This is a genomic window from Streptomyces sp. NPDC107654, assembly GCF_055639035.1.
Genome location: NZ_JBVKBI010000012.1, coordinates 123289 through 146861, shown reverse-complemented (window position 1 = coordinate 146861; position 23573 = coordinate 123289). Strand labels below are relative to the sequence as shown.

Below are 23573 nucleotides of genomic sequence, written 5' to 3'. Positions count from 1 at the left end.
GCCTTTCCTTAAGGGTGGTGCGACCCCGGATGGGGCTGTCGGCGCGGAGCGCCGTCGTTGGGGGGTGGGCGAACGGGGAGTCCTGAGGTGTCTCAGGCGACCTTGCCGACGTCGGCCGCCGCGGGCTCCTTGGCCTTCAGGAGGCGGAGCCTGGGGGCGGGGCCGGACCGGCCGCCCCTGCTGTGCAGGAGGCGGGCCGCGAAGTCGCCGGCGAACTGGATGACGGAGATGACGACGGCGAGGATGCCGACGGTGATCCACATCATCTGGGTCTCGAAGCGCTGGTAGCCGTAGCGGATGGCGATGTCGCCGAGACCGCCGGCGCCGACCGTTCCGGCCATGGCCGAGTAGCCGATGAGGGCGACGATCGTGGTCGTGGCGCTGGCGATCAGGGAGGGCAGCGACTCGGGTACGAGCACCTTGCGGACGATGGTCCAGGTGTTGCCGCCCATCGACTGGACGGCCTCGACGAGCCCGCCGTCCACTTCACGGACGGCCGTCTCGACCAGGCGCGCGAAGAAGGGGATCGCGCCGATGGCGAGCGGCACGATGGCGGCCTCGCGGCCGATGGTCGTCCCGGTGATCGAGCGGGTGACACCCATCAGCGCGACCATCAGGATGATGAACGGCATGGAGCGGGCGATGTTCACGACCTGCCCGATGACCTTGTTGGCCACCACGTTCTGCAGCAGGCCGCCCCGGTCCGTGAGGACCAGGAGGATGCCGAGCGGAAGGCCGCCGGCGACGGCGATCAGCGTGGACCAGCCGACCATGTAGAGGGTGTCCCAACACGCCTGGGACAGCAGCGGCTGCATCTCCGACCAGGTCACTTGGCACCTTCCTTCACCAGCAGGTTCTCCTGGCCCTCGACGTCGATCTGCAGGCCCTGTTCACGCAGGAATCCGATCGGCACCACGTTGTCCTCGTAGCGGCCGGGCAGTTCGATGCGCATGCGGCCGATCTGGAGGCCGCCGACGGTGTCGATGGCGGCGCCGAGGATGGAGATGTCGATGTTGTAGGTGCGCGAAAGCTGGGAGATGACCGGCTGGGTGGCGGCCTCGCCGTGGAAGGTGACGTCGAGGACGGTCCGGTCGGCGCCGGTGCGCTCGCCGCTGACCGGGAACAGCGCGGCGGCCAGCTCGGAGCCGGGCGTGGCGAGGAGCTCGCTGACCGTGCCGGACTCCACGATCCGGCCCTTCTCCATGAGGGCGGCGGAGTCGCACACCGATTTCACGACGTCCATCTCGTGGGTGATGAGCAGGACGGTGAGGCCCAGTTGCCGGTTCAGGTCGCGCAGCAGCTGGAGGATGGAGCGGGTGGTCTCGGGGTCGAGGGCGCTGGTGGCCTCGTCGGAGAGCAGCACCTTGGGGTCGCCGGCGAGGGCGCGGGCGATGCCGACGCGCTGCTTCTGGCCGCCGGAGAGCTGGGCGGGATAGGCCTTGGCCTTGTCGGCGAGGCCGACCAGGTCGAGCAGTTCGAGGGCCTTGCGGGAGCGGTCCCGGCCGGTCTGGCCGAGGATCTCCAGCGGCAGCTCGACGTTGTCCTGGACGGTCCGCGAGGACAGCAGGTTGAAGTGCTGGAAGACCATGCCGATCCGGCTGCGGGCGCGGCGCAGCTCCCTGCCCGCGCGGGGGCCGCGGCCGGCCAGGGCGGTGAGGTCCTGCCCGTCGACGGTCACGGTGCCGGAGGTGGGGCGCTCCAGCAGGTTGACGCAGCGGATGAGGGAGGACTTGCCGGCGCCGGACTGGCCGATGACGCCGTAGACCTCGCCTTCGCGGACGTGGAGATCGACGCCGTCGAGGGCGGTGACCTCACGGCCGCGGGAGCGGTAGACCTTGGTCAGGCCCGAGGTGGTGATCACGTGGGTTTCCGTCACTGTCGAGTGCGCGGGCGTGGGTGTGCCCGGGCACGGGTGCATGCGGTTCCGGCATGGAAGGTGGTGCTTCGTCGCGTACGGCCTGCGGCGCACGGACGGCCACGGCTCTCGCTTCGGGGCGCGAGGCTCAGCTGATGCGGGGGCCCTCTAGAAGGCGCACATTCGGCACATCAGGCGACACATACAACGAGCACCGGGCGTCATGGTCGCCTCGGTCGCAAGGGTGCGGCAGCTCGTCGTGGTCATGCGATCAGTAAACCAGACGGACGGTCCTGACCGGACGCCGCTGTCCGCATACTGGACAGCGGCGGACAGGGGCGGACAACGGTGGCCGGGGGGTCAGTCGCGGACGGCGATCTCCACTCCCCCGTCGGTGACCAGTGCCGACAGGGCCGACAGGTCCCGCACCACCAGGTCGGCGTCCAGCTCGTGCGCGCGGTGGGTTGTGGCCAACGCCACGGTGGTCATGCCGGCCGCGCGGCCCGCCCGCAGTCCGGCGGGGGCGTCCTCGAAGACCACGCAGCGGGCGGGGTCCACGCCGAGCTGCCGGGCGGCGAGCAGGTAGGGCTCGGGGTCGGGCTTGCCGCGGGTGACGTCGTCGGCCGAGACCAGGGACTTCGGGCGGATGCCGACGGCGTCCAGGCGTGCCTCGGCCAGGCGCCGGGTGGCGGAGGTGACCACGGCCCAGCGGTCGGCCGGCAGCGAGTCCAGGAAGGCGCGGGTGCCGGGCAGCAGGCGCACCCCGCCGTTCGGGACGTCCTCCACCTCCAGCTGCTCGACCCGGGCCACCGCCTCCGGCACCATGCGGGCGGGCAGCAGGTCGGCGACGATCTCGACGGCGGTCCGCCCGTGCAGCTCGACGCGTCCGAACTCCTCGGCGGTGATCCCGTACTCCCCGGCCCAGCGGGTCCAGCAGCGCTCGACGGAGTCGAGGGAGGAGACGAGGGTGCCGTCGTTGTCGAACAGGAGGGCGTGCGCGTGGATCGTCATGGTCTAGACCCTACGGTGTACGGCGGGGGCGGCGGCGACGGCCCGTTTCGGCCGTAATAGGGTCACGGCATGCTCAATGCCCTGACGCTGGTGACCGGTGTCGCCGCGCTGCTGCTCGCCGCGTGGTGCGGCTGGGCCGCCTACCGCGACCAGCCGACGAAGGACTGGCACTTCATCGGCATGGCCGTGGTGTCGCTGCTGGCCGTGGTACAGCTGGTGATCGGGGTCGTGCAGCTGGCGCGGGGCGAGAAGCCGGAGCAGGGTACGACGATCTTCGTGGCGTATCTGCTGGGCGCGTTCGCGTGTGTGCCGGCGGCGGGTCTGATGTCGCTGGCCGAGCGGTCCCGCTGGGGCTCGGTGACGGTGGCCGCCGGCGGTGTGGTGCTGGCCGTCCTGGAAGTACGGCTCTACGACATCTGGGGAGGCTGAGGTGACGGCGGTGGAGGAGAAGCCGACCCGGCTGATCAGCGGGCCGGGCATGCTGCTCGTCTGGTTCTACGGCGTGATGGTGGTCGGCGCGGTGTCGCGTTCCGCGTACCAGATCAGCACGGAGTTCGACCGGGCGCCGCTGGCCTATGTGCTGTCGGCAGTGGCCGGTGTGGTGTACGGCTTCATCACGTACACCCTCGTCCGGGGCGGGGAGAGGGCCCGCAGGGCGGCGCTGGTGTGCTGCGCCGCCGAACTCGCGGGTGTGCTCCTCGTGGGCACCTGGACCCTGGTCGACCGCTCGGCGTTCCCGGACACCACCGTGTGGTCGTACTACGGGGCGGGCTACGTCTTCATCCCGGTGCTGCTGCCGGTCTCCGCGATGTACTGGCTGCGGAAGGCGCGGAACGCCGTCAGGCCGTAGCCGCGTACTGTCCCGTCTGCTGCCCCGCCTGCTTCTCCAGGATGATCAGCTCCACGCCGTCGGCGCCCTTGGCACGGCCCACCGTCTGGTAGCCGACGCGGCGGTACAGACGGAGGTTGCCCTCGCTGCGGTGGCCGGTGAGGAGACGGAACGTCCTGGCGCCGCGCTCCGACTCCAGGGCCGCCTCCGCCGTGCGCAGCAGCCTCGCGCCGATGCCGTGGCCCTGCAGGCGGGGGTGCACGCAGAGCTTGCCGATGGCCGCCGCGCCGTCCTCGGTGACCTTGCCGCGCACCGATCCGACCACCTCGTCGCCGAGCCGGGCGACGAAGACGCAGTCGGACGTGACCTCCTGACGGACGGAGTCCAGGGTCTGCACGAGCGGGTCGATGCGGTAGTTGCCGTACAGCGCCGCCTCGCTCTGGAAGCACAGGTACTGGAGCCGGAAGATCTGCTCCGCGTCCTGTTCGGTCGCCACCGAGATGGTCACGCTCATGCCCATGTGCGCATGCCTCCCGCTCACCTGATCACCTGTCGTCCCCCACTCCTATCCCCGCGCTTCGCACGCCGCAACCTCCGGTGTGAGCAATCGGCGCAGACATCCGAGACATCTGGAGCGTTCCGGTCCAAGACTGCCCTGTGAGATACCCAACTCCCCCGCGATCTCCCGGTATGTCGGGTCGTTCGGTGAGAGCAGCGCCTCGATGAGGCGGGGGCAGCGGCCGGGCAGCCGGCGCACCGCGTCGCGCAGGGCGCGGTACCGGGCGGCGGTGAGGACGTACTGTTCGGGGCCGGGGCGGAGGTCGTCGGCCGGTTCGGCGCCGTAGGGGCGTTCCAGGCGGGTGGTGCGGCGGCTGCGGCGGGCCTCGGCCCGCACGGCCCTGCGCAGCCAGCCCTGCGGGTCATGCGGTGGCCCGTCGCTCTCCAGCCGTTCCAGGAGCCGGAGCCAGACGGCCTGCTCCAGGTCGCCGGGTTCGCCCCCGGTGGCATATGCCTCGGCTGAGGCCTCGGCGGTGAGCAGCGGGCGCAGGGCGGCAACCAGGTCGTGCGTCATATGCGGAACGACGAGCCGCCCCGGCGGGGGGTTGCCGGGGCGGCGCACAGTCACTCCGAACGAGTGCGGACCGACAGCCTCGGTTGACGCGGCCGACGCTTCCGGAAAGGCCGTCGGCCCCGCCGGGCGAGAGGCCGTCAGCCCTGCGCGAGGACCGTCGGTCCCGCCGGGCGGGCGGCCGTCAGCCCTTCAGGAAGTCGGCGCGGGCGAGCACTCCGGTGTCGGCGTTGTCGGTGAAGACGCCGTCGATGCCGGTCGCGAAATACGCCTTGTAGGCGCCGAAGACATCTCCGTAGGCGTCGGCCGCGCCGCCCTTGCGGTACTCGGCCGGCAGGAAGGGGTTCTCGTTCCGCATGGTGTAGGGGTGCAGGACCAGGCCGACCCGGTGGGCGTCGGAGACCAGCGTGGTCGGCTCGCCCAGGGTGCCGTCCGCCTTCTTCGGGATGACCAGGTCCAGGGTCGGGCCGATGCCCTGGGCGTAGCCGGCGATCTCCCGCAGGCCCTTGGGGGTGACGAGGTCGGCGACCGTGCGCGGGTCGTTCGCCTCGACGAAGTCGTACGGGCGGCTGTCCGCCGAGGAGAGCAGGACGACGAGCGGGTTGTCGACCAGCCGGTTCAGCCGCTGGATGCTGGTGGGCTCGAAGGACTGCAGGATGACCGGCGCGTCGCGGCCGTCCTTGCCGTGCTTGCGCAGCAGCTTCGCCACCCGTTCCTCCAGGCCGAGGCCGAGTTCGCGGAAGTAGGTGGGGTGCTTGGTCTCCGGGTAGATCCAGACCTGCCTGCCGCGCCTGCGGGTCTGCTCGTCCTGCCACTTCAGGACCTCTTCGAAGGTGGGGATCTCCCAGCGGCCGTTGTAGAGGGTGTTGTGCGGCCGGTTGGCCGGGATGCGCTCCACGGCGCGCAGCGTCTTCAGCTCGGCGAGCGTGAAGTCCTCGGTGAACCATCCGGTGGTGGGGACCCCGTCGAGCACCTTGGTGGTCCTGCGGTCGGCGAACTCCGCACGGGAGGCGACGTCCGTCGTGCCGCCGATCTCCGGCTCGTGCCGGCAGACCAGGTGGCCGTCCTTGGTGGGTACGAGGTCGCCCGCCTCGACCACGTCGGCACCCAGGTCCAGGGCCAGGTCGTACGAGCCGAAGGTGTGTTCCGGGCGGTAGCCGCTGGCACCGCGGTGGCCGATGATCGTCGGCACCGGCAGGCTCTTCAGGCCGCGTCCGCCGTGCCCGGCCGTGCGGCTCCCGGCGGCCCGTGCGGTGCCGGACAGCCCGAGGGCCGCCCCGCCCGCGCCGAGCACCGCGGCGCCGAGGAGCGCCCGCCGTCCCGTTGCCTGTGTCTGCCCGTTCGCCTGGTCGCCGTCCATGAGGGCCCTCCTGCCGCGTTCGTTCGTTGGTGCGGGCCGATCGTAGGGTCGTACGCATGACCAGGGGGAGGCCCCGGTTCGAACACCCGGGTGATGCCGGGTGTCCTGTGAACGGCGGAGGGTGACGGTCCGTCGGACCCGGGGCCCCGGTCCGGCGCGATGTCCGTCACATCGCCGCAAGGCTGTTACGGGCCGTCCTCCGGGTGCCACCGCAGGTAAACCCGCGTCAACACTTCGTAAGGCCTCGGTGAACCCGGCGTCCCCGATGTGCGCACGGCCCGGCGCCGCGAGTAATGTCCTCACCTGCACAGACTCATATGGCCCCCCTTGACATCGGAGGAAGCGTTGTCCCGCTTCGCGCTCATCAAGGCAGTGCTCGGACCGATCATGCGCCTGATGTTCCGCCCCCAGGTGGAGGGCGCGGAGCACATCCCGGGGGACGGCCCGGTGATTCTGGCCGGTAATCACCTCACGTTCATCGACTCCATCGTGCTGCCGGTCGTCACCAAGCGGCAGGTGGTCTTCATCGGCAAGGACGAGTACGTCACCGGCAAGGGGTTCAAGGGCCGGCTGATGGCGTGGTTCTTCACCGGCGTCGGCATGGTCCCGGTGGACCGTGACGGGGCGAGCGGCGGTGTGGCCGCGCTGATGACGGGCCGGCGGATCCTGGAGGAGGGCAGGATCTTCGGGATCTATCCGGAGGGCACCCGGTCGCCCGACGGGCGCCTGTACCGGGGCCGCACCGGTATCGCCCGCCTGACCCTGATGACCGGAGCGCCCGTGGTGCCGTTCGCCATGATCGGCACGGACAAGCTGCAGCCGGGCGGCCGGGGCATCCCGCGGCCGGGCCGGGTCACCGTCCGCTTCGGCGAGGCGATGGAGTTCTCGCGCTACGAGGGCATGGACCGCGACCGCTATGTGCTGCGGGCGGTGACGGACTCCGTCATGGCCGAGGTGATGCGGCTCTCGGGCCAGGAGTACGTCGACATGTACGCCACCAAGGCCAAGGCCGCCTGAGCAGGTTGGATCCGCCTGCCGGTGGAATCTGCCGCCGACACATCGGGCATTCGGCCGTATGAAAGCGGCTGTATCACCACACAACATGTCTGATTCAGGACATGTACAAACCTTCTCGGCGTACTCTGCTCCGTACCCCGATCGCCGCCGCCGGCGCGGGTTTCCTGGCGTCCTGCACCGACTCCGGCTCCGCGCCCCGGTCCGGCCCCGAACACGCGCACGACGGGGAGAAGTTCGTCCCGCCCGGGCCGCGGGGGTACGTCAACCCGTCGGACCCGGAGGTCCTGGCAACCGAGCGGAAACGGGGGGCGGGCCGCGTACGCACCTTCCGGTTCACCGCCGCCGAAGCCCACCTGGACCTGGGCGGGCGGGCGGTGCACACCTGGGCGTACAACGAGGAGGTGCCGGGCCCGCTGGTGCGGATCACGGCTGGTGACGTACTCGACCTCACCCTGGCCAACCGGCTGCCCGCCACGACCACCCTGCACTCCCACGGCGTGCGGCTGCGCTGCGACATGGACGGCGTGCCGGACCTGACGCAGCGGGCCATCCACTCCGGCTCGGACTTCCGCTACCACTTCGCGGTCGACCATCCGGGCACCTACCTCCTCCACTCGCACGTGGGGATGCAGCCGGACCGGGCGCTGTACGCGCCGCTCATCGTGGACGACCCCAAGGAGCCCCTCTCCTACGACAAGGAGTGGGTCGTGGTCCTGGACGACTGGCTCGACGGCGTGCAGGGGTCCACCCCCGACGGGGTGCTGAGCCAGCTCAAGCCGGGCGGGGCCATGGAGATGGGCCCGATGGCCATGGGTCCCGGCCACGACAGCCCGGGGCACGACCGGAAGGCGAGCGGCCACCCGTCGCCCTCGCGGAAGTCCTCGGGCCCCGACCGGGTGCTGCACAACTCCTACAGCCGCATGCTGCACGGGGAGGGCGGCAGCGTCGACTACCCGCACTACCTGGTCAACGGGCGCCTGCCCCACAACCCGTCGGTGTTCCGCTGCCGTCCCGGCGACCGGGTGCGGCTGCGCATCATCAACGCCGGGTCGGAAACCGCCTTCCGGGTCGCGCTCGGCGGACACGCGATGACCGTCACCCACACCGACGGCTATCCCGTGAAGCACAAGAGGACCGACGCCCTGCTGATCGGCATGGCGGAACGGTACGACGTGCTGATCACCGCCAAGGACGGGGTCTTCCCGCTGGTCGCCGTGGCCGAGGGCAAGAAGGGCAGGGCCCTCGCCGTGCTGCGCACCGCCAAGGGGAGCGGGAAGCTCCCCCCGGCCGACGTCCGCCTGGACGAACTCGACGGCAACACCGTGCCCGCGCGCCGTCTCCTCCCCGACGACTCCGTGGCCCTGGGCGACCGGCACCCCGACCGCGAGGTGCGCATCAGGATCACCGGCTCCATGGCGAAGTTCGACTGGGGGTTCGACCACAAGCCGTACTCCCCGCAGCAGCGTCACCCGGTCCGCGCGGGCGAGCGGGTGCGGCTGACGCTCATCAACGCCACGAACATGTGGCATCCGATGCATCTGCACGGGCACACCTTCGCGGTGGTGGGTCTGGACTCGGTGGGGGCCCGCAAGGACACCGCGATGGTGCTGCCGCACCGGAAACTGGTGATCGACTTCGATGCCGACAATCCGGGGTTGTGGATGCTGCACTGCCACAACCAGTACCACTCGGAGAGCGGGATGATGACGGTGCTGGGCTACAAGAAGTGATCCCGGGGCGGTCCGCTCAGCCGCCGCCTTCCAGTTCCTGGTTCTTCAGCAGGAACCACGCCAGCGCCGACGCCGCCAGGAGGACCGCCGCTCCGGCCCCGGAGGCCAGGCGGAGGCCGTGGACGAAGGCCTCGCGGGCCGCGGTGAGCAGGGCGTCCGCCTGGTGCGGGGGCAGGTGCGCCGCCGCCTCCGCAGCCGCGCCCAGGGACTCGTGGGCCCCGGCGGGGGTGCCGGCCGGGCCCGGGAAGCCGCGGTAGACGCCCGTCACGATCGAGCCCAGCAGGGCGATGCCCAGGGCCGCGCCCAGCTCGTACGCCGTCTCGGAGACCGCCGAGGCGGCGCCCGCCTGGTCCTTCGGAACGCTGGAGAGGATGACGTCCGCGGTCACCGTGAAGGAGAAGCCCGCGCCGACACCCACCACCAGCAGGGCGGCGCCGAGGATCGGGTAGCCGGTGGACCGGCCGAGCGTGGTCAGGACGGCCAGGGCGACGCCGACCGCGGCCAGACCGCCGGAGACGACGGTGCGGACGGAGAAGCGCCGGGCGGCCCGGCCCGCGACCAGGCCGGCCGCCACCGCGCCGACGGCGGCGGGCAGTTCGGCCAGGCCCGCCTCGAAGGGGCGTCGGCCCTGGACGAGTTGCAGGTACTGGGAGAGGAAGAACACCAGGCCGGACATGCCGAGGACGGTCAGCAGGTCGGCGAGGACCGCTCCGCTGAAGCCGCGGCGGCGGAACAGGCGCATGTCCAGCAGCGGGACCGGCATGGTCAGCTGGCGGTGGACGAAGCCGTACAGCGCCGCCGCGCCCAGCAGGCCGGTGCCCAGGGTCGTCCCGGTGAGGCCGTGGGTGGCGGCCTCCTTGACGGCGTAGACCAGGGCGATCATGCCGACCAGCGACAGCAGGACGCTGCCGAGGTCCCACGGGCCCGGGTGCGGGTTGCGGGACTCGGGCAGGGTGCGGATGCCGACCAGGACCAGGACGGCCATCACCGGCAGGTTGATCAGGAAGACCGAGCCCCACCAGAAGTGTTCGAGGAGGAAACCGCCGGCGATCGGGCCGACGGCCGTGCCGGCGGAGGCGGTGGCGCCCCAGACACCGACGGCGAGGCTGCGCTCGCGCGGGTCGTGGAAGATGTTCCGGATCAGGGCCAGGGTGGCGGGCATCAGGGTCGCGCCGGCGACGCCGAGCAGCGCCCTGGCCAGGATCAGCAGTTCCGGTGTCGTCGCGTAGGCGCCCAGCACGGACAGCGCGCCGAACGCCGTGGCGCCGCCCAGCAGGATGCGCTTGCGGCCGATGCGGTCGCCGAGGCTGCCCATGGAGACGAGCAGGCCGGCGATGACGAAGGAGTAGACGTCGCCGATCCACAGCAGCTGGGTGCCGGAGGGGTGGAGGTCCTCGCTGATGTAGGGGGTCGCCAGGCCGAGGACGGTGGCGTCGACGGCCACCAGCAGCACGGCCAGGACCAGGACGGAGAGCGCGAGCCAGCGGCCCGGGCGCTTCACCGCCTCGGTCGCCTGTGCCGGCTGCAGGGTGCTGGTCATGGTTCCTCTCTTCGCAGAGCGCCGCCGAGCAACAGCTCGGCGATCATGGTGGGGAAGTCCCGGGAGGCCACGCGGCCGTCCAGGGTGGCCCAGGCGCACGAGGCGATCAGGCCGTAGAGGGCCTCGGTGAGCCAGACCGGGCTGAGGTCGATGCGGAACTCGCCGCCGCGCTGTCCCCGCTGGAACAGGGCGCCGATCCGGGCGTCCAGGCGCTGCCAGCCCTCGTTCTGCCGGTCGCCCTCCCACAGCTGGTTCTCGCCGTAGAGGAACGCGAGGAGTCCGGCGGCCGGCTGGATCTCGCGGACCAGCCGGCGTACGGCCTCGGCGGCGGAGCCCTCCTCCGGCCGGGCCCGGTCCAGTGCGCCCTCGCACTCCGCGATGCCGAGCTGTTCCAGCGCGCGGACGAGCGCGTCCCGGCCGGCGAAGTGCCGGTGCAGCGTGGCCCGGCTGATCCCGGCGGCCTTGGCGACCTCGTCCATGGTCGCGGTGGATCTACGGGTCAGCAGGGCAGCTGCGCTGCGCAGCACGTGGTCACGGTCGAGGGCCATGAGACAACAATAGCCCAGATGAGACATTGTTGTCTCATTGAAGGCGTACGTGACTCATTGCCGCTGGTCGTACGGGGTGTCCGCCGCCGCCGGCGCGCCTGTCCCGGGTCAGTGCCAGGGCAGCTGTCCGCGCCGCTCCCAGTAGGCGCGCGGGTCCTCGGTCAGCGTGGCCAGGCGGGTCAGCCGGTCCGGGTCGAGGTCGACGGCGGGGGCGTGGAGGTTGGAGGCGAGCTGGGCGAGGGTCGCGGCGCCGGAGAGGACGACGCCGGCCCAGGGCTGCCGCAGGATCCAGGCGAGGGCGACCGCGTCACAGCCGAGTCCCGTCGCGGCGGCCACCGTCCGCAGCGCCTCCGGGGCGTGCGGTCCGGCCAGCCGGCCGTTGGCCATGCCCTCCTTGACGATCACGGTGAGCCCGGCGTCGTGCGCCTCGGCGAGGGCGGGGCCGGCCGAGTGCTCCAGGATGTTGTACGTCGACTGGACGGTACGGAAGAGGGGCTCGCCGTCGACCGTGACGGCGAGGGCGGCGCGGATCGCGTCGGCCTGCGCGGGGCCGCTCGTGGAGAAGCCGACGGTGAGGCCCTGGGCGGCGGCTTCCGCGAGCCTCGCGTGGAGGTCCTTGTCGGTGAGGGCCGGGCTGTCCGGGGTCACCGAGTGGATCTGGTAGAGGTCGAGCCGGTCCCCGAGCAGGGCGTCGGTCTCGGCGCGCTGCCGTTCGTAGGCGGCGAGACTGTGGTCCTTGACCTCGTGCGTCTCCGCGTCCGCCGACCAGCCGGCGGTGTAGGTGTAGCCCCATTTGCTGCCGATCACCACGTCGTCGATGTCGGGGTGGGCGTTCAGCCAGCCGGCGAGGAACTCCTCGGAGCGGCCGTAGGAGCGGGCGGCGTCGAAGTAGCGGACGCCCTGGGCGTAGGCGGCGTCGAGGAGTTCGTGGGTACGGGTGCGCAGCGCGTCCGCGCCGCGGTCCTCGCCGAGGTCTTCGTCGCGGCCGAGGTTGATGTAGCCGGGGCGGCCCACCGCGGCCAGACCCAGGCCGACGTGGCAGGTGGGGGTGGTCGCTGTGGCCAGTCGCGCGAAGGGCATCGCGGGCTCCGTTCGGTCGGCTCCTACGGCTCATGACCAACGTAACCCGCGATGCCCTGGTGATCGCGGTACGGCCCGGGGCTCGCGGTGAGTCCGGCGGGCGCGGGTGCCGTGCGGCTGCTCGCGCCCGCGCGGCCGATCCGCCCGTCGCGTACGGCCCCGCGCCCGCGGGGGGGGGTCGCCGCCCTACTGCTTCTTCTTGGCCGTCGCCCACTGGTGCTGGGCCGCCATGTCCGCCTTCACCTCGGCCAGCTGGACCGCGACCGCGCTCGGGGCCGTGCCGCCCCGGCCGTCGCGGGAGGCGAGGGCGCCGGGGACGTTGAGGACCGTACGGACCTCCGGGGTGAGGTGGGCGGAGATCTTCGCGAACTGTTCGTCCGTGAGGTCGTCCAGCTCCTTGCCCTCGGCCTCGGCGGCCTTGACGCACTCCCCCGCCACCTCGTGCGCCACGCGGAACGGCACGCCCCGCTTGACCAGCCACTCGGCGATGTCGGTGGCGAGCGAGAACCCGGCCGGGGCCAGCTCCTCCATGCGCTCGCGGTGGACCGTGAGGGTGGCGATCATGCCGGTGAAGGCGGGGAGCAGGACCTCCAGCTGGTCACAGGAGTCGAAGACCGGCTCCTTGTCCTCCTGGAGGTCGCGGTTGTAGGCGAGGGGCAGCGCCTTGAGGGTGGCCAGGAGTCCGGTCAGGTTGCCGATCAGGCGGCCGCTCTTGCCCCGGGCCAGCTCGGCGATGTCCGGGTTCTTCTTCTGCGGCATGATCGAGGAACCGGTGGAGAAGGCGTCGTGCAGGGTGACGAAGGAGAACTCCTTCGTGTTCCAGATGATGATCTCCTCGGCGATCCGGGAGAGGTTCACGCCGATCATCGCGGTGATGAAGGCGAACTCGGCGACGAAGTCCCGGGAGGCCGTGCCGTCGATGGAGTTGCCGGCGCTGCCGTGTTCAAACCCGAGGTCCTCGGCCACCGCCTCCGGGTCCAGGCCCAGGGAGGAGCCCGCGAGGGCGCCGGAGCCGTAGGGGGAGACCGCCGTACGGTCGTCCCACTGGCGCAGGCGCTCCGCGTCCCGGGACAGGGACTGGACGTGCGCCAGGACGTGGTGGGCGAAGAGCACCGGCTGGGCGTGCTGGAGGTGGGTGCGGCCGGGCATCGCCACGTCCGGGTGGGCCTCGGCCAGGCCGATCAGGGCGTCCTGGAGGTCGGCGATCAGTCCCCCGATGATCCGGGCGTGGTCGCGCAGGTACATCCGGAAGAGGGTGGCGACCTGGTCGTTGCGGGACCGGCCGGCGCGGAGCTTGCCGCCGAGGTCGGGGCCGAGCCGCTCCAGCAGGCCGCGCTCCAGGGCGGTGTGCACGTCCTCGTCGGCGATCGTGCCCGTGAAGGTGCCGGCGGCGACGTCGGCTTCGAGCCGGTCGAGCCCGGCGATCATGCGCTGCAGCTCGTCCTCGGTGAGCAGCCCCGCCTTGTGCAGCACGCGCGCGTGGGCACGCGAGCCGGCGATGTCGTAGGGGGCGAGCCGCCAGTCGAAGTGGACGGACGCGGACAGCTTCGCCAGGGCCTCGGCCGGACCGTCGGCGAAACGGCCGCCCCAGAGCCGTACGTCACCGGTGTTGCTGCTCACTTGCGTGCTCCTCGAAGCTGTCGATTACAGGCTCTGGTACAGGCGCTGATGCGCCACCGCCTCCCCACCCTTCCAGGCGGGGAGGCGGCTGTCAGGCTGATGCGCGTGAGGGGGACCCTGCCGGGTTACGCGAGGTCCCGCTTGGCGGCGATCTTCGACGACAGGCTGTAGATGTCGATGAAACCCTTGGCCGCCGACTGGTCGAAGGTGTCGCCGGTGTCGTAGGTGGCGAGGTTGAAGTCGTACAGCGACTCCTGCGAGCGCCGGCCGGTGACGACGGCACGGCCGCCGTGCAGGGTCATCCGGACGTCGCCGGACACGTGCTGGTTGGCCTCGGAGATGAAGCCGTCCAGGGCGCGCTTGAGCGGGGAGAACCACTGGCCGTCGTAGACCAGCTCGCCCCAGCGCTGCTCGACCTGCCGCTTGTAGCGGGCGAGTTCACGCTCGACGGTGACGTTCTCCAGCTCCTGGTGGGCGGTGATCAGGGCGATCGCGCCGGGGGCCTCGTAGACCTCGCGGGACTTGATGCCGACCAGGCGGTCCTCGACCATGTCGATCCGGCCGATGCCCTGGGCGCCGGCGCGCTCGTTGAGCTGCTGGATGGCCTGCAGGACGGTGACGGGCTTGCCGTCGACGGCGACCGGGACGCCCTCCTTGAAGGTGATGACCACCTCGTCGGCCTCGCGCGGGAGGGCCGGGTTGGAGGTGTACTCGTAGATGTCCTCGATCGGGGCGTTCCAGATGTCCTCCAGGAAGCCCGTCTCGACGGCGCGCCCGAAGACGTTCTGGTCGATGGAGTAGGGGGACTTCTTGGTGGTGGCGATCGGGAGCTGCTTCTCCTCGCAGAAGGCGATCGCCTTGTCCCGGGTCATCGCGTAGTCGCGGACCGGGGCGATGCACTTCAGGTCGGGGGCGAGGGCGACGATGCCGGCCTCGAAGCGGACCTGGTCGTTGCCCTTGCCGGTGCAGCCGTGGGCGACCGTCGTGGCGCCGTGCTTCTTGGCGGCGGCGACGAGGTGCTTGACGATCGTCGGCCGAGAGAGGGCGGAGACCAGGGGGTAGCGGTCCATGTAGAGGGCGTTGGCCTTGATCGCCGGGAGGCAGTACTCGTCGGCGAACTCGTCCTTGGCGTCCGCGACCTCGGCCTCGACGGCGCCGCACGCGAGGGCGCGCTTGCGGATGACGTCCAGGTCCTCGCCGCCCTGGCCGACGTCGACCGCAACGGCGATGACCTCGGCGCCCGTCTCCTCGGCGATCCAGCCGATGGCGACGGAGGTGTCCAGACCGCCTGAGTAGGCGAGTACGACGCGCTCGGTCACGGGTTTCTCCTCACAGTGCATTCGCTGACATGCATGAGTATGCAGAACTCTGCATGATTCGTCAATCTCCCCTGCGGGTGAACGTCCGCAACCGCTTTCCCGTACTCCTCGCCGGACGCAGGCGCCGCGTTCGTCCGACGACGACACCCCCGATCCGAGTGAGGCATTCGCATGTCCAGGGCTCTTCCGAAGTACAACCAGCGCCGCGTGGCGGTCATCGGCGGCGCCGCCGCCGTGGTGCTGTCCGGCGCGGTGATCGCCGGCTCCGCCCTCGCCGGCACCCCGGCCGAGGGCGACGCCGCGACCGGCGCCCGCACCCTGGCCGCCACCGGCACGATCACCTGTCCGGACGTCGCCTCACGGCTGCCCGCCGTCCCCGCCTCCGCCAAGGCCGAGGTCGACCGCAACCTCGCCCTCCTCCAGACCCAGATCCAGGAAGCCGGCAAGCGGCTCAAGGACACGGTCGGCCAGGGCGGCCCGAACTTCGTGAACAACGCGATCCTCGGCCCCCTCAAGGACAAGCGGGCCTCGACCATCGACCGCATCGCCCTCTCCATCGGCCGCACGTCGGCCAAGCCGACGGGCCTCGACTCGCTGGCCGCCTGCACGCTCACCAAGTGAGCCGCGGCCGGTGAGGTGACGGGCGGCGCGGCCGCCGGGTCCGGTGTGAGCCGGACCCGGCCGACACCGGACCCGGCAATTACTTAGACAAGCGAAGCAGTTGCGCCGATAATCGCTGGACATGGGAAAGACCTACGACCGCATAGACGGCAGGCTGCGCACGTTCATCGAGGAACAGCCCCTCTTCTTCACCGCGACCGCTCCGCTCTCGGGCGACGGCACGGTCAACCTCTCCCCCAAGGGCCTGCGGGGCTCGTTCGCCGTACTGGACGAACTCACCGTGGCGTACCTGGACTTCGCCGGGTCCAACGCCGAGACCATCGCCCACCTGAGGGAGAACGGCCGGATCACGCTGATGTGGTGCGCCTTCCAGGGCCCGCCGTCCATCGTGCGCGTCCACGGCCGGGGGGAGCCGGTCTTCCGCGACGACCCGCGCTTCCCGGAACTGCTCACCCGCTTCCCGGACATCGACACGAGCCGGCACGGACTGCGCGCGGTCATCCTCGTCCACGCCGAGCTGGTCCGGGACACCTGCGGGTACGCCATCCCCTACATGGCGTACGAGACGGACCGCGATCTGCACGCCAGGCGCTTCGCCCGCGAGGACGACGCCTCGCTGGACGCGTACTTCACCAGGAAGGAGCACATCGCGACCAGCCTGGACGGACTGCCCGGGCTGCCGTTGCCGCTGCCGCCCTCTACCGTCTGAGCCATGCGCCCCGCTGTGGTCCTCGCCCTCGTCTCCGCCTGCTCCCTCGCCCTGCTCGGTGCCGCACCCGGCGCCGGCCCGGAGCCGCTGCCCGCGAGCCTGGCGGACACGGGCGGCGGCGACCAGCTGATCGTCGCCCAGGCTCCGGACACCGAGGCGACGACGGGCACGGTCAGCTGGTGGGACCGGCGGGACGGGGAGTGGGTGCGGGCCGGGTCCGCGCCGGCCCGGTTCGGGGCAGGCGGGCTGGTGGACGGCGACACCCGCGTGCAGGGCACGAACACGACCCCGACCGGCCTGTACGACCTGCCCTTCGGCTTCGGGATCGAACCGGCGCCGGCCGGCACGTCGGTCGAGTACCGGGCCGTCAAGGACAGTTCCTGGTGGTGCCAGGACAACGACTCCCGCTCGTACAACCGCTGGACCGACCCCCTGCCCGCCGACTGCCGCGCCGCCGAGTCCGAGCACCTCGCGGACTTCCAGGGGCAGTACGCGTACGCCCTGGTCATCGGCTTCAACTACGACCGGCCCGTGCGGGGACGCGGTGCCGGGATCTTCCTCCACGTCAACGGGAAGGCGGCGACGGCCGGTTGCGTGTCCGTGCCGGAGGACGACATGCGCCGGATCCTCGCCTGGGCGCGCCCGTCCCGGAAGCCGCACATCGCCATCGGCACGGAACGCGGGGCGACGGCGGTCAGCCGCTACTGACGGGGCCCGTCAGGGCGCCAGGGGCAGGATCACCGTGAAGGTCGCGGTGCCCGGTCGGCTCTCCAGTTCCCCGCTCCCTCAGGAGATCAACGGCTACGCCCTGCCCCCGCCGCGGCGGGAGGCGCTTGCGGCGCAGAGCGCGCGAATCGACTCCGTCTCCGGGGCGGCGTGCACCGGTGACGGGTACCGGCGGTCGCTCCGGTCCGCGCTGGACTCGGCCGGCCTCTGAACACTCGGCGCACCCGGCGCGTATCTGTGGGCCAAGGGTCAAGTCCCCACGGAGGAACCGTGACCACCACGCTCGCAGGCGGACGCGCCGCCCGCCGACAGACGATGCGCCGCATCCGTCCGCGCCGCTCCCCGGCCGTCCCGCTGCTGCTCGCCGTCTGGGCGGGCGCGGCGGCCGTGCTGTGGCTCTGGTGGCAGAACACGCCCTCCATCGCCGACGACACCGGCCGGATCCTGGGCGCGGGCCGGATCACCGGCCTGCTCGCCGGCTATCTGATGGCGCTGGTCGTGCTCCAGATGGCGCGCGTGCCGGCACTGGAGCGGCGGGTCGGCTCCGACCGGGTGGCCCGCTGGCACGCGATGAGCGGCCGGTACACCCTCTGCCTGGTCCTCGCGCACGTCTTCCTCACCATGTGGGGCTACGCGCGCCAGGCCGGCAGGTCGCTCGGCGACATCGTCCAGCAGACCGTCGACTCCGTCGGCCAGCTCCCGGACATGGGCAAGGCGGCGCTCGGCACGGGCCTGTTCGTGGTCATCGGGCTGACGTCGGTCGGCCCGGTCCGCCGCCGGCTGCCGTACGACGCCTGGTACCACGTCCACCTGCTGACGTACGCGGCGGTGTTCCTGACGTTCTGGCACCAGATCACCGCCGGCAACGACTTCGCGGTGGAGCCCACCGCCCAGACCTTCTGGTACGGCCTGTACGGCGCCGTCACCGCCCTGGTGGTCTGGTACCGGATCCTCACCCCGATCCGGCTGAACCTGCGGCACCGCATGTACGTGGAGGCGGTGATCGAGGAGGCGCCGGGCATCGTGTCGGTGCTGATCGGCGGGCGGCGGCTGCACCGGATGGGCGCGGAGGCGGGACAGTTCCTCCGCTGGCGGTTCCTCGCCCCGGGGATGCGGTTCAGCTCGCACCCGTACTCCCTGTCGGCGGCCCCGCGCCCCGGCATGCTGCGGATCACCGTGAAGGCGATCGGCGACCACAGCGCCCGGCTGCGCGAACTGGCGCCCGGGACCAAGGTGTGGGCGGAGGGGCCGTACGGCGCGCTCACCGCGCAGCGGCGCAGCCGGGGCAAGGTGCTGCTGGTCGCGGGCGGGGTGGGGATCACGCCGATGCGGGCGCTGTTCGAGACGCTGCCCGGGGGCGCCGGGGACATCACCCTCCTCTACCGGGCCAACACCACCCAGGACCTGGCGCTGTGGGACGAGCTGGCGGCGATCGCCGAGGAGCGGGGTGCCCGGCTGATGTACGCGGTGAACAGCCCGGAGGGCGAGCGTCCGGACATCTCGGCGGAGAACCTCCGGGCGAAGATCCCGGACGTCGAGACGCACGACGTCTTCATGTGCGGGCCGCCCGGGTTCGCCCAGTCGGTGTTCGAGGCACTGCGGGAGGCGGGGGTGCCCGCCCGCCGTATCCACTACGAGTCGTTCGAGATGTGAGCGGGAGCTGCGAAGCGATGAGGAAGAGCCACCCCGTGCGGCGGGTCGTGCTGGCCACCGCCGCGACCGTGTCCGGTGTCGTGCTGCTGCTGTCGCTGAAGCCGGCGTCGGATCCGGCGGCCGTGTCGGCGGCGGGCGCGGCCCCGCAGCAGACGGCGGCCGGGCAGGAGGCGCAGCAGGGCGGCGCCGCCGGAGCCGGCGCCGGCACGGTGACCGGGGACGCGGCGCGGACGCAGTACGGGGCCGTGCAGGTCCGGCTGACCGTCAGCGGCGGGAAGATCACCGGGGCGGAGGCGGTGCAGGCGCCCAAGGGCGGCCTCAGCGACCAGAAGACGCAGCTCGCCGTCCCGAAGCTCAACCAGGAGGCCGTGGCCGCGGGGACCGCGGACATCGACGCCGTCTCCGGGGCGACGTACACGAGCGAGGGCTACAAGAAGTCGCTGCAGTCGGCGCTGGACAAGATGAGGACCTCCGCGCCCCCGGCCTCGTCGTCCGGCTCCTCGTCCTCCGGGTCCTCCTCGTCCGGCTCCTCGTCCTCCGGGTCCTCCTCGTCCGGCTCCTCGTCCTCCGGCTCGGTGCAGGCGCGTACCGTCACCGGGAAGACCGTGCGGACCCAGTACGGGCCGGTCCAGGTGCGGATCACGGTCAACGGCGGGAAGATCACCAAGGCCGAGGCGGTGCAGGCGCCCAAGGGCGGCCTCAGCGACCGGAAGACGCAGCTCGCCGTCCCGAAGCTCAACCAGGAGGCCGTGGCCGCGGGGACCGCGGACATCGACGCCGTCTCCGGCGCCACCTACACCAGCACCGGCTACCGGCAGTCCCTCCAGTCCGCCCTGGACCAGGCCGGTGGCTGACACGGTGGCCGAGCCGGTGGAGACTCCCGCCGCGGTGCGTCACGCGGAGGAGGTCATGGGGACGGTCTTCTCCTTCGACGTCCGCGGCGGGGATGCGGCCGCGGTCCGGGCCGCGCTCGCCGAGGCGGTCGCCGGGCTGCACCGGGCGGACGCCCTGTTCAGCACCTACCGTGACGACAGCGAGGTGTCCCGGCTGGCCCGCGGCGAGCTGGACCTCCCGGCGTGCGCCGCCGAGGTCGCCGAGGTGCTGGAGCTGGCGGCCGAGGCGGAGCGGGTCAGCGAGGGCTGGTTCAGCACCCGGTACCAGGGCTCGCTGGACCCCACCGGCATCGTCAAGGGCTGGGCGGCCGAGCGGGCGGCGCGGGTGCCGGCGGCGGTGCCCGGGGTGCGCGGGGTGAGCGTGAACGGGGGCGGTGACGTACAGCTGCTCGGCGCGCCGGAGCCGCGGCGGCCCTGGCGGGTGGGGGTGACCGATCCGCTCCGGCCCGGCGGACTCGCGGCGGTGATCTCGGGCGCCGGCACACGGGAGTTGGCGGTGGCGACGTCCGGTACGGCCGAGCGGGGCGCGCACATCGTGGACCCGCGGACCGGTCGGCCTGCGGTGACGGACCTGGTGTCCGTGACGGTGGTGGGGCCGCGTCTGACGTTCGTCGACTGCTGGGCCACGGCCGCGTTCGCGATGGGCTCGCGGGAGGGACTGGCGTGGCTGGAGTCCCTGCCGGACGTCGAGGCCCTGCTGATCACCGCGGGTGACGAGGTGCGGTGCACCGGGGGGCTGGCGGCACGGCTGGGGTGAGCGCTTCCGGCCGAACGATCGCGGTCGTCGCGGTCGAACGGTCACGGTCGTCACGGTCACGGTCGTCACCGTCGAACGGTCACGGTCGTCGCGGTCGGAAGATCGTGGTCGAAAGATTCCGTCCGGAACTTTTTCCCGGGAACGCCATCCGCCGTCCGGCTTGGGACGTATCCCATGTGAGGCAAGTTCCAGGAGGACACGACATGGCCATCTTCAGCAGCCTGATGCCCGCCAAGCACGGGGGCCGTGACAACGACACGTCGAGGCACGACAGCTCCGGGCACGGGCGCCGTCACGGCCACGGCGACGACCACGGCGGCCACGGTCACGACAACGACCACGGCGGCCGTCACGACCACGGCAAGTACTGACCGACCACGACACGTACGAAACGCGTACGAGGCGAGCGGACCGGAGGCGGAGGACCCGGTCCGCTTCGCCGCGGAACGCAACGAGGAACGCATGTCATGGCGCGTCTCCTGCGGCGTCTGCTCCCCCGTCGCACGCGTCCGCTCCCCGCGGCCGAGGCCTCCGACGCCGTGGTCGCGGCGGCGCCCCCGGTGCCCCCGCGCGAGGTGTTCCGGCGGTTCTGGCCGTACACCCGCGGCGGCCGGCGCTGGCTCGTGCCCGTCGTCCTGTTCAGCCTGGCCGGTCCCGCCGTCGACGCCGCCGAGCTGTGGCTCTTCAAGATCGTGGTGGACGAGGTGCTGGTCCCCCGGGATTTGCACCCCTTCCTGTGGATCGCACCGGCCTATCTGGGCCTGGTCCTCTGCTCCGGCATCCTCGGCTTCGCCGACGACGTGACGTCCACCTGGGTCGGCGAGCGCTTCCTGCTCGCCCTGCGCTCCGACGTGTTCCGGCACGTCCAGGGGCTGTCGCTCGGCTTCTTCGAGCGCCGCAGGCTCGGGGACGTGCTGTCCCGGGTCACCGGCGACGTCGACGCGGTGGAGACGTTCCTGCTCTCGGGCGTGGCGGACGCCCTGTACTACGTGGTCCGCCTCGCCGTCTTCCTCGGCCTGCTGTTCTACCTGCGCTGGGACCTGACCGTGCTCGCCCTGGTCATCGTGCCCCTGTTCTGGGGTGCCGCCCGGCACTTCTCGCGGCTGGTCAAGGAGGCGTCGCGGGAACGCCGGCGCCGCACCGGCTCGCTCAGCGCGATCGCCGAGGAGTCGCTGGGCAACGTCGTGCTGGTGCAGGCGTACAACCGGCAGGGATGGGAGGAGCGCCGCTTCGAGCGGGAGAACCTGGGCCGGTTCCGGGCGGCGATGGCCTCGGCGCGGATCCGTGCCGTGTACGGGCCGGTCGTCGAGTTCATCGAGGTGGCCGGCGGTCTCGCGGTGATGGGCCTGGGCACCTGGAAACTGGCGCAGGGGCAGCTCACGCTCGGCGGACTGCTGGTCTTCCTCGCGCTGATCGGCAAGCTGTACAGCCCGGTGCGGGGCCTGTCCCACCTCGGTACCTCCTTCTACGCGGCCGCCGCCTCGGCGGAACGGATCATCGAGCTGCTGGACCAGCGGCCCCAGGTCACCGAGGCCCCAAACGCCCGGCGCACCGGCCGCGCCCGGGGGGACGTGGAGTTCGACGGGGTGTGGTTCCGGTATCCGGGCGGCCCGTCCTGGGCGCTGTCTGACGTGTCCTTCCACGCGGCGCCCGGGGAGACGCTGGCGCTGGTCGGGGCCAGCGGGGCGGGCAAGTCGACGATCGCCAAGCTCCAGCTGCGCTTCTACGACCCCGACCGGGGCGCGGTCCGCCTCGACGGGACGGACCTGCGCCGGCTCCGGCTGTCCGACGTGCGGGACAGCGTCGCGGTGGTGCTGCAGGAGACGCTCGTCTTCCACGGCACCGTGCGGGACAACATCGCCTACGGGCGGCCGGGGGCCACGGACGCGGACATCGTCGCGGCGGCGCGGGCGGCGGACGCCCACGAGTTCATCGAGCTGCTCCCGGAGGGCTACGACACGTTGGTCGGCCAGCGCGGCCGGACCCTCTCCGGCGGACAGGGCCAGCGCCTGGCGATCGCCCGGGCGATGATCCGGGACGCGCCCGTGCTGCTCCTGGACGAGCCGACGGCGGGGCTGGACGCCCGGTCCGGCCGGCGGATCATGGACCCGCTGCGCCGGCTGATGGCCGGGCGTACCACCGTGGTCATCTCCCACAACCTGCTGACCGTCCGCGACGCCACCCGCATCCTGGTGCTCGACCGCGGCCGGGTCGTCGAGGACGGCACCCACGGCGACCTGCTCCGGCACGACGGCGCCTACGCCCGGCTGCACCGGCTGCACACGGGAGCGGTGCTGTCATGAGCGCCACCGCCGCGCCGGGCGCCCCGCCGCTGGCCCCGGGCACGGAACCGGTCCCGGGCTACCGGATCCTGGCCGGGCTCACCCGCACCGGCTGGCTCGACGTCTACGACGCCTGGAGCGAGGAACGCGACTGCCGGTGCGTGCTCAAGACCGTGCGCATGGACCGGCGGGGCGAACGACGGCTGGGCGAGCGGCTGCTGCGCGAGGGGCGGTGGCTGCGCGGGTTCACCCATCCCCACCTGGTCCGTGCCTACGACGTCTTCGCCGAGCCCGAGCCGGTCGTCGTCCTGGAGACACTGACCGGGGAGACGCTGTCCCACCTGCTGCACCGGCTGCGGCGCCGGGCGTCCGCGGCCGATGTGGCGCTCCTCGGGGTGCAGTTGTGCTCGGCCGTCCACTACCTGCACGGCCGGGGCCTGCTGCACCTGGACCTCAAGCCGTCGAACGTGGTGGTGGACCGGGGCCTGGCGAAGGTGCTGGACCTGAGCGTCGCGCGGCCTCCCGGGCCGGCCCCGGCCGGACTGGGCACCTGCTGCTACCTCGCCCCGGAGCAGGCCCGCGGCGGGGCGCTCACGGCCGCCGCCGACGTGTGGGGCATCGGGGTCGTCCTGTACGAGGTCGCGTGCGGTGCCCCGCCCTTCGAGTGCCGCACGACCGGCCGGACGACCGGCGGGACGGCACACCGGCCGTACGCCGGGTGCGCCGGTGGCGGGCCGGACGGCGGGACCGGTACCGGTGGCCCGGGCGACCGTTGTCCGCGGCGGGAGCGGGAGGCGCCGCCGATCGGATCCCGGCGGCGGCTGCCACCGGCCCTCGCGGCGGCCGTCGACGGCTGTCTGCGCGCCGATCCCCCGGCCCGGCCCGGCGTCGCCGCACTGGCCGCCGCGCTGGAGACGGTGCTGCCCGTCCCGCGCCGCGGCGGGTGAGCGGCAC

Annotated in this window: 23 protein-coding genes and 1 pseudogene; 13 read left to right on the top strand and 11 right to left on the bottom strand. The window is 72.2% G+C overall.

Annotated features, from left to right (window positions below; all coding sequences use genetic code 11):
- Nucleotides 1-92: 92 nt before the first annotated feature.
- From ACZ7N4_RS22365 to ACZ7N4_RS22355, 3 genes are all read right to left on the bottom strand, one after another.
- Nucleotides 93-830: a methionine ABC transporter permease gene (locus ACZ7N4_RS22365; protein WP_471360291.1), complete on the bottom strand. Its 738-nt coding sequence runs from the start codon at nt 828-830 to the stop codon at nt 93-95.
- Entirely contained in the window at nt 827-1918 is a 1092-nt protein-coding gene (locus tag ACZ7N4_RS22360; RefSeq protein WP_471360288.1) for a methionine ABC transporter ATP-binding protein, read from the bottom strand. The genes ACZ7N4_RS22365 and ACZ7N4_RS22360 overlap by 4 nt, the downstream gene beginning before the upstream one ends.
- A gap of 297 nt (nt 1919-2215) precedes the next feature.
- Complete coding sequence (locus ACZ7N4_RS22355; protein WP_471360285.1) at nt 2216-2866, bottom strand: HAD family hydrolase; 651 nt, start codon at nt 2864-2866, stop codon at nt 2216-2218.
- A 69-nt stretch (nt 2867-2935) separates the two neighbouring features.
- Between ACZ7N4_RS22355 and ACZ7N4_RS22350 the strand changes: the two genes are divergently transcribed.
- Together ACZ7N4_RS22350 and ACZ7N4_RS22345 are read left to right on the top strand one after the other, a co-directional pair.
- On the top strand, nt 2936-3295 hold the full coding sequence (locus ACZ7N4_RS22350; RefSeq protein ID WP_471360282.1) for a hypothetical protein: 360 nt from the start codon (nt 2936-2938) through the stop codon (nt 3293-3295).
- A gap of 1 nt (nt 3296) precedes the next feature.
- Nucleotides 3297-3716: a hypothetical protein gene (locus ACZ7N4_RS22345; RefSeq protein ID WP_471360280.1), complete on the top strand. Its 420-nt coding sequence runs from the start codon at nt 3297-3299 to the stop codon at nt 3714-3716.
- On the opposite strand, the gene ACZ7N4_RS22340 is transcribed toward ACZ7N4_RS22345, so the two are convergent.
- The 3 genes from ACZ7N4_RS22340 to ACZ7N4_RS22330 all read right to left on the bottom strand — a co-directional run bounded on the left by ACZ7N4_RS22340 (nt 3706) and on the right by ACZ7N4_RS22330 (nt 6124).
- Entirely contained in the window at nt 3706-4215 is a 510-nt protein-coding gene (locus ACZ7N4_RS22340; protein WP_471360497.1) for a GNAT family N-acetyltransferase, read from the bottom strand. The two genes, ACZ7N4_RS22345 and ACZ7N4_RS22340, sit on opposite strands and share 11 nt — an antisense overlap.
- Before the next feature lie 45 nt (nt 4216-4260).
- Nucleotides 4261-4767, bottom strand: a complete 507-nt coding sequence (locus ACZ7N4_RS22335; protein ID WP_471360277.1) for a sigma-70 family RNA polymerase sigma factor — start codon at nt 4765-4767, stop codon at nt 4261-4263.
- Nucleotides 4768-4948: 181 nt separating this feature from the next.
- On the bottom strand, nt 4949-6124 hold the full coding sequence (locus ACZ7N4_RS22330; RefSeq protein WP_471360274.1) for a glycerophosphodiester phosphodiesterase: 1176 nt from the start codon (nt 6122-6124) through the stop codon (nt 4949-4951).
- A gap of 345 nt (nt 6125-6469) precedes the next feature.
- Here ACZ7N4_RS22330 and ACZ7N4_RS22325 point away from each other — a divergent pair, with 345 nt between their 5' ends.
- Both ACZ7N4_RS22325 and ACZ7N4_RS22320 read left to right on the top strand, forming a co-directional pair.
- Nucleotides 6470-7141, top strand: a complete 672-nt coding sequence (locus tag ACZ7N4_RS22325) for a lysophospholipid acyltransferase family protein (protein WP_471360494.1) — start codon at nt 6470-6472, stop codon at nt 7139-7141.
- Between the two features lie 101 nt (nt 7142-7242).
- Nucleotides 7243-8871 (top strand): multicopper oxidase family protein, encoded by a 1629-nt coding sequence (locus tag ACZ7N4_RS22320; protein ID WP_471360271.1) that lies wholly within the window; start codon nt 7243-7245, stop codon nt 8869-8871.
- A gap of 16 nt (nt 8872-8887) precedes the next feature.
- Here ACZ7N4_RS22320 and ACZ7N4_RS22315 read toward each other — a convergent pair whose 3' ends face one another.
- The 5 genes from ACZ7N4_RS22315 to ACZ7N4_RS22295 form a co-directional block, all read right to left on the bottom strand.
- The gene (locus tag ACZ7N4_RS22315; RefSeq protein WP_471360268.1) at nt 8888-10411 is read right to left on the bottom strand and encodes an MFS transporter; all 1524 of its coding nucleotides are present in this window, start codon (nt 10409-10411) and stop codon (nt 8888-8890) included.
- Nucleotides 10408-10959 (bottom strand): TetR/AcrR family transcriptional regulator, encoded by a 552-nt coding sequence (locus ACZ7N4_RS22310; RefSeq protein WP_356156791.1) that lies wholly within the window; start codon nt 10957-10959, stop codon nt 10408-10410. Before ACZ7N4_RS22310 ends, ACZ7N4_RS22315 begins: the two co-directional genes overlap by 4 nt.
- A gap of 108 nt (nt 10960-11067) precedes the next feature.
- Entirely contained in the window at nt 11068-12039 is a 972-nt protein-coding gene (locus tag ACZ7N4_RS22305; RefSeq protein WP_471360265.1) for an aldo/keto reductase, read from the bottom strand.
- Between the two features lie 186 nt (nt 12040-12225).
- Entirely contained in the window at nt 12226-13659 is a 1434-nt protein-coding gene (gene argH, locus ACZ7N4_RS22300; RefSeq protein ID WP_471360262.1) for an argininosuccinate lyase, read from the bottom strand.
- Between the two features lie 125 nt (nt 13660-13784).
- Entirely contained in the window at nt 13785-14978 is a 1194-nt protein-coding gene (locus ACZ7N4_RS22295; RefSeq protein WP_471360259.1) for an argininosuccinate synthase, read from the bottom strand.
- Nucleotides 14979-15149: 171 nt separating this feature from the next.
- Here ACZ7N4_RS22295 and ACZ7N4_RS22290 point away from each other — a divergent pair.
- The 9 genes and pseudogenes from ACZ7N4_RS22290 to ACZ7N4_RS22250 all read left to right on the top strand — a co-directional run.
- Nucleotides 15150-15590: pseudogene (locus tag ACZ7N4_RS22290) on the top strand (hypothetical protein); the annotation flags it as partial.
- 130 nt (nt 15591-15720) lie between these two features.
- Entirely contained in the window at nt 15721-16308 is a 588-nt protein-coding gene (locus ACZ7N4_RS22285; RefSeq protein WP_471360256.1) for a pyridoxamine 5'-phosphate oxidase family protein, read from the top strand.
- A 3-nt stretch (nt 16309-16311) separates the two neighbouring features.
- Entirely contained in the window at nt 16312-17016 is a 705-nt protein-coding gene (locus ACZ7N4_RS22280; RefSeq protein WP_471360253.1) for a L,D-transpeptidase family protein, read from the top strand.
- Between the two features lie 288 nt (nt 17017-17304).
- Nucleotides 17305-18687, top strand: coding sequence for a ferredoxin reductase family protein (locus ACZ7N4_RS22275; protein WP_471360250.1), 1383 nt, complete (start codon nt 17305-17307; stop codon nt 18685-18687).
- A 17-nt stretch (nt 18688-18704) separates the two neighbouring features.
- A complete protein-coding gene (locus tag ACZ7N4_RS22270) occupies nt 18705-19541 on the top strand; it encodes an FMN-binding protein (RefSeq protein ID WP_471360247.1) in 837 nt (278 codons plus the stop codon).
- Entirely contained in the window at nt 19534-20337 is an 804-nt protein-coding gene (locus ACZ7N4_RS22265) for an FAD:protein FMN transferase (RefSeq protein ID WP_471360244.1), read from the top strand. The genes ACZ7N4_RS22270 and ACZ7N4_RS22265 overlap by 8 nt, the downstream gene beginning before the upstream one ends.
- Before the next feature lie 203 nt (nt 20338-20540).
- Complete coding sequence (locus ACZ7N4_RS22260) at nt 20541-20708, top strand: hypothetical protein (protein ID WP_471360241.1); 168 nt, start codon at nt 20541-20543, stop codon at nt 20706-20708.
- A gap of 96 nt (nt 20709-20804) precedes the next feature.
- Entirely contained in the window at nt 20805-22640 is a 1836-nt protein-coding gene (locus tag ACZ7N4_RS22255) for an ABC transporter ATP-binding protein (RefSeq protein ID WP_471360238.1), read from the top strand.
- Complete coding sequence (locus tag ACZ7N4_RS22250) at nt 22637-23566, top strand: serine/threonine-protein kinase (RefSeq protein ID WP_471360235.1); 930 nt, start codon at nt 22637-22639, stop codon at nt 23564-23566. The genes ACZ7N4_RS22255 and ACZ7N4_RS22250 overlap by 4 nt, the downstream gene beginning before the upstream one ends.
- Nucleotides 23567-23573: the final 7 nt, after the last annotated feature.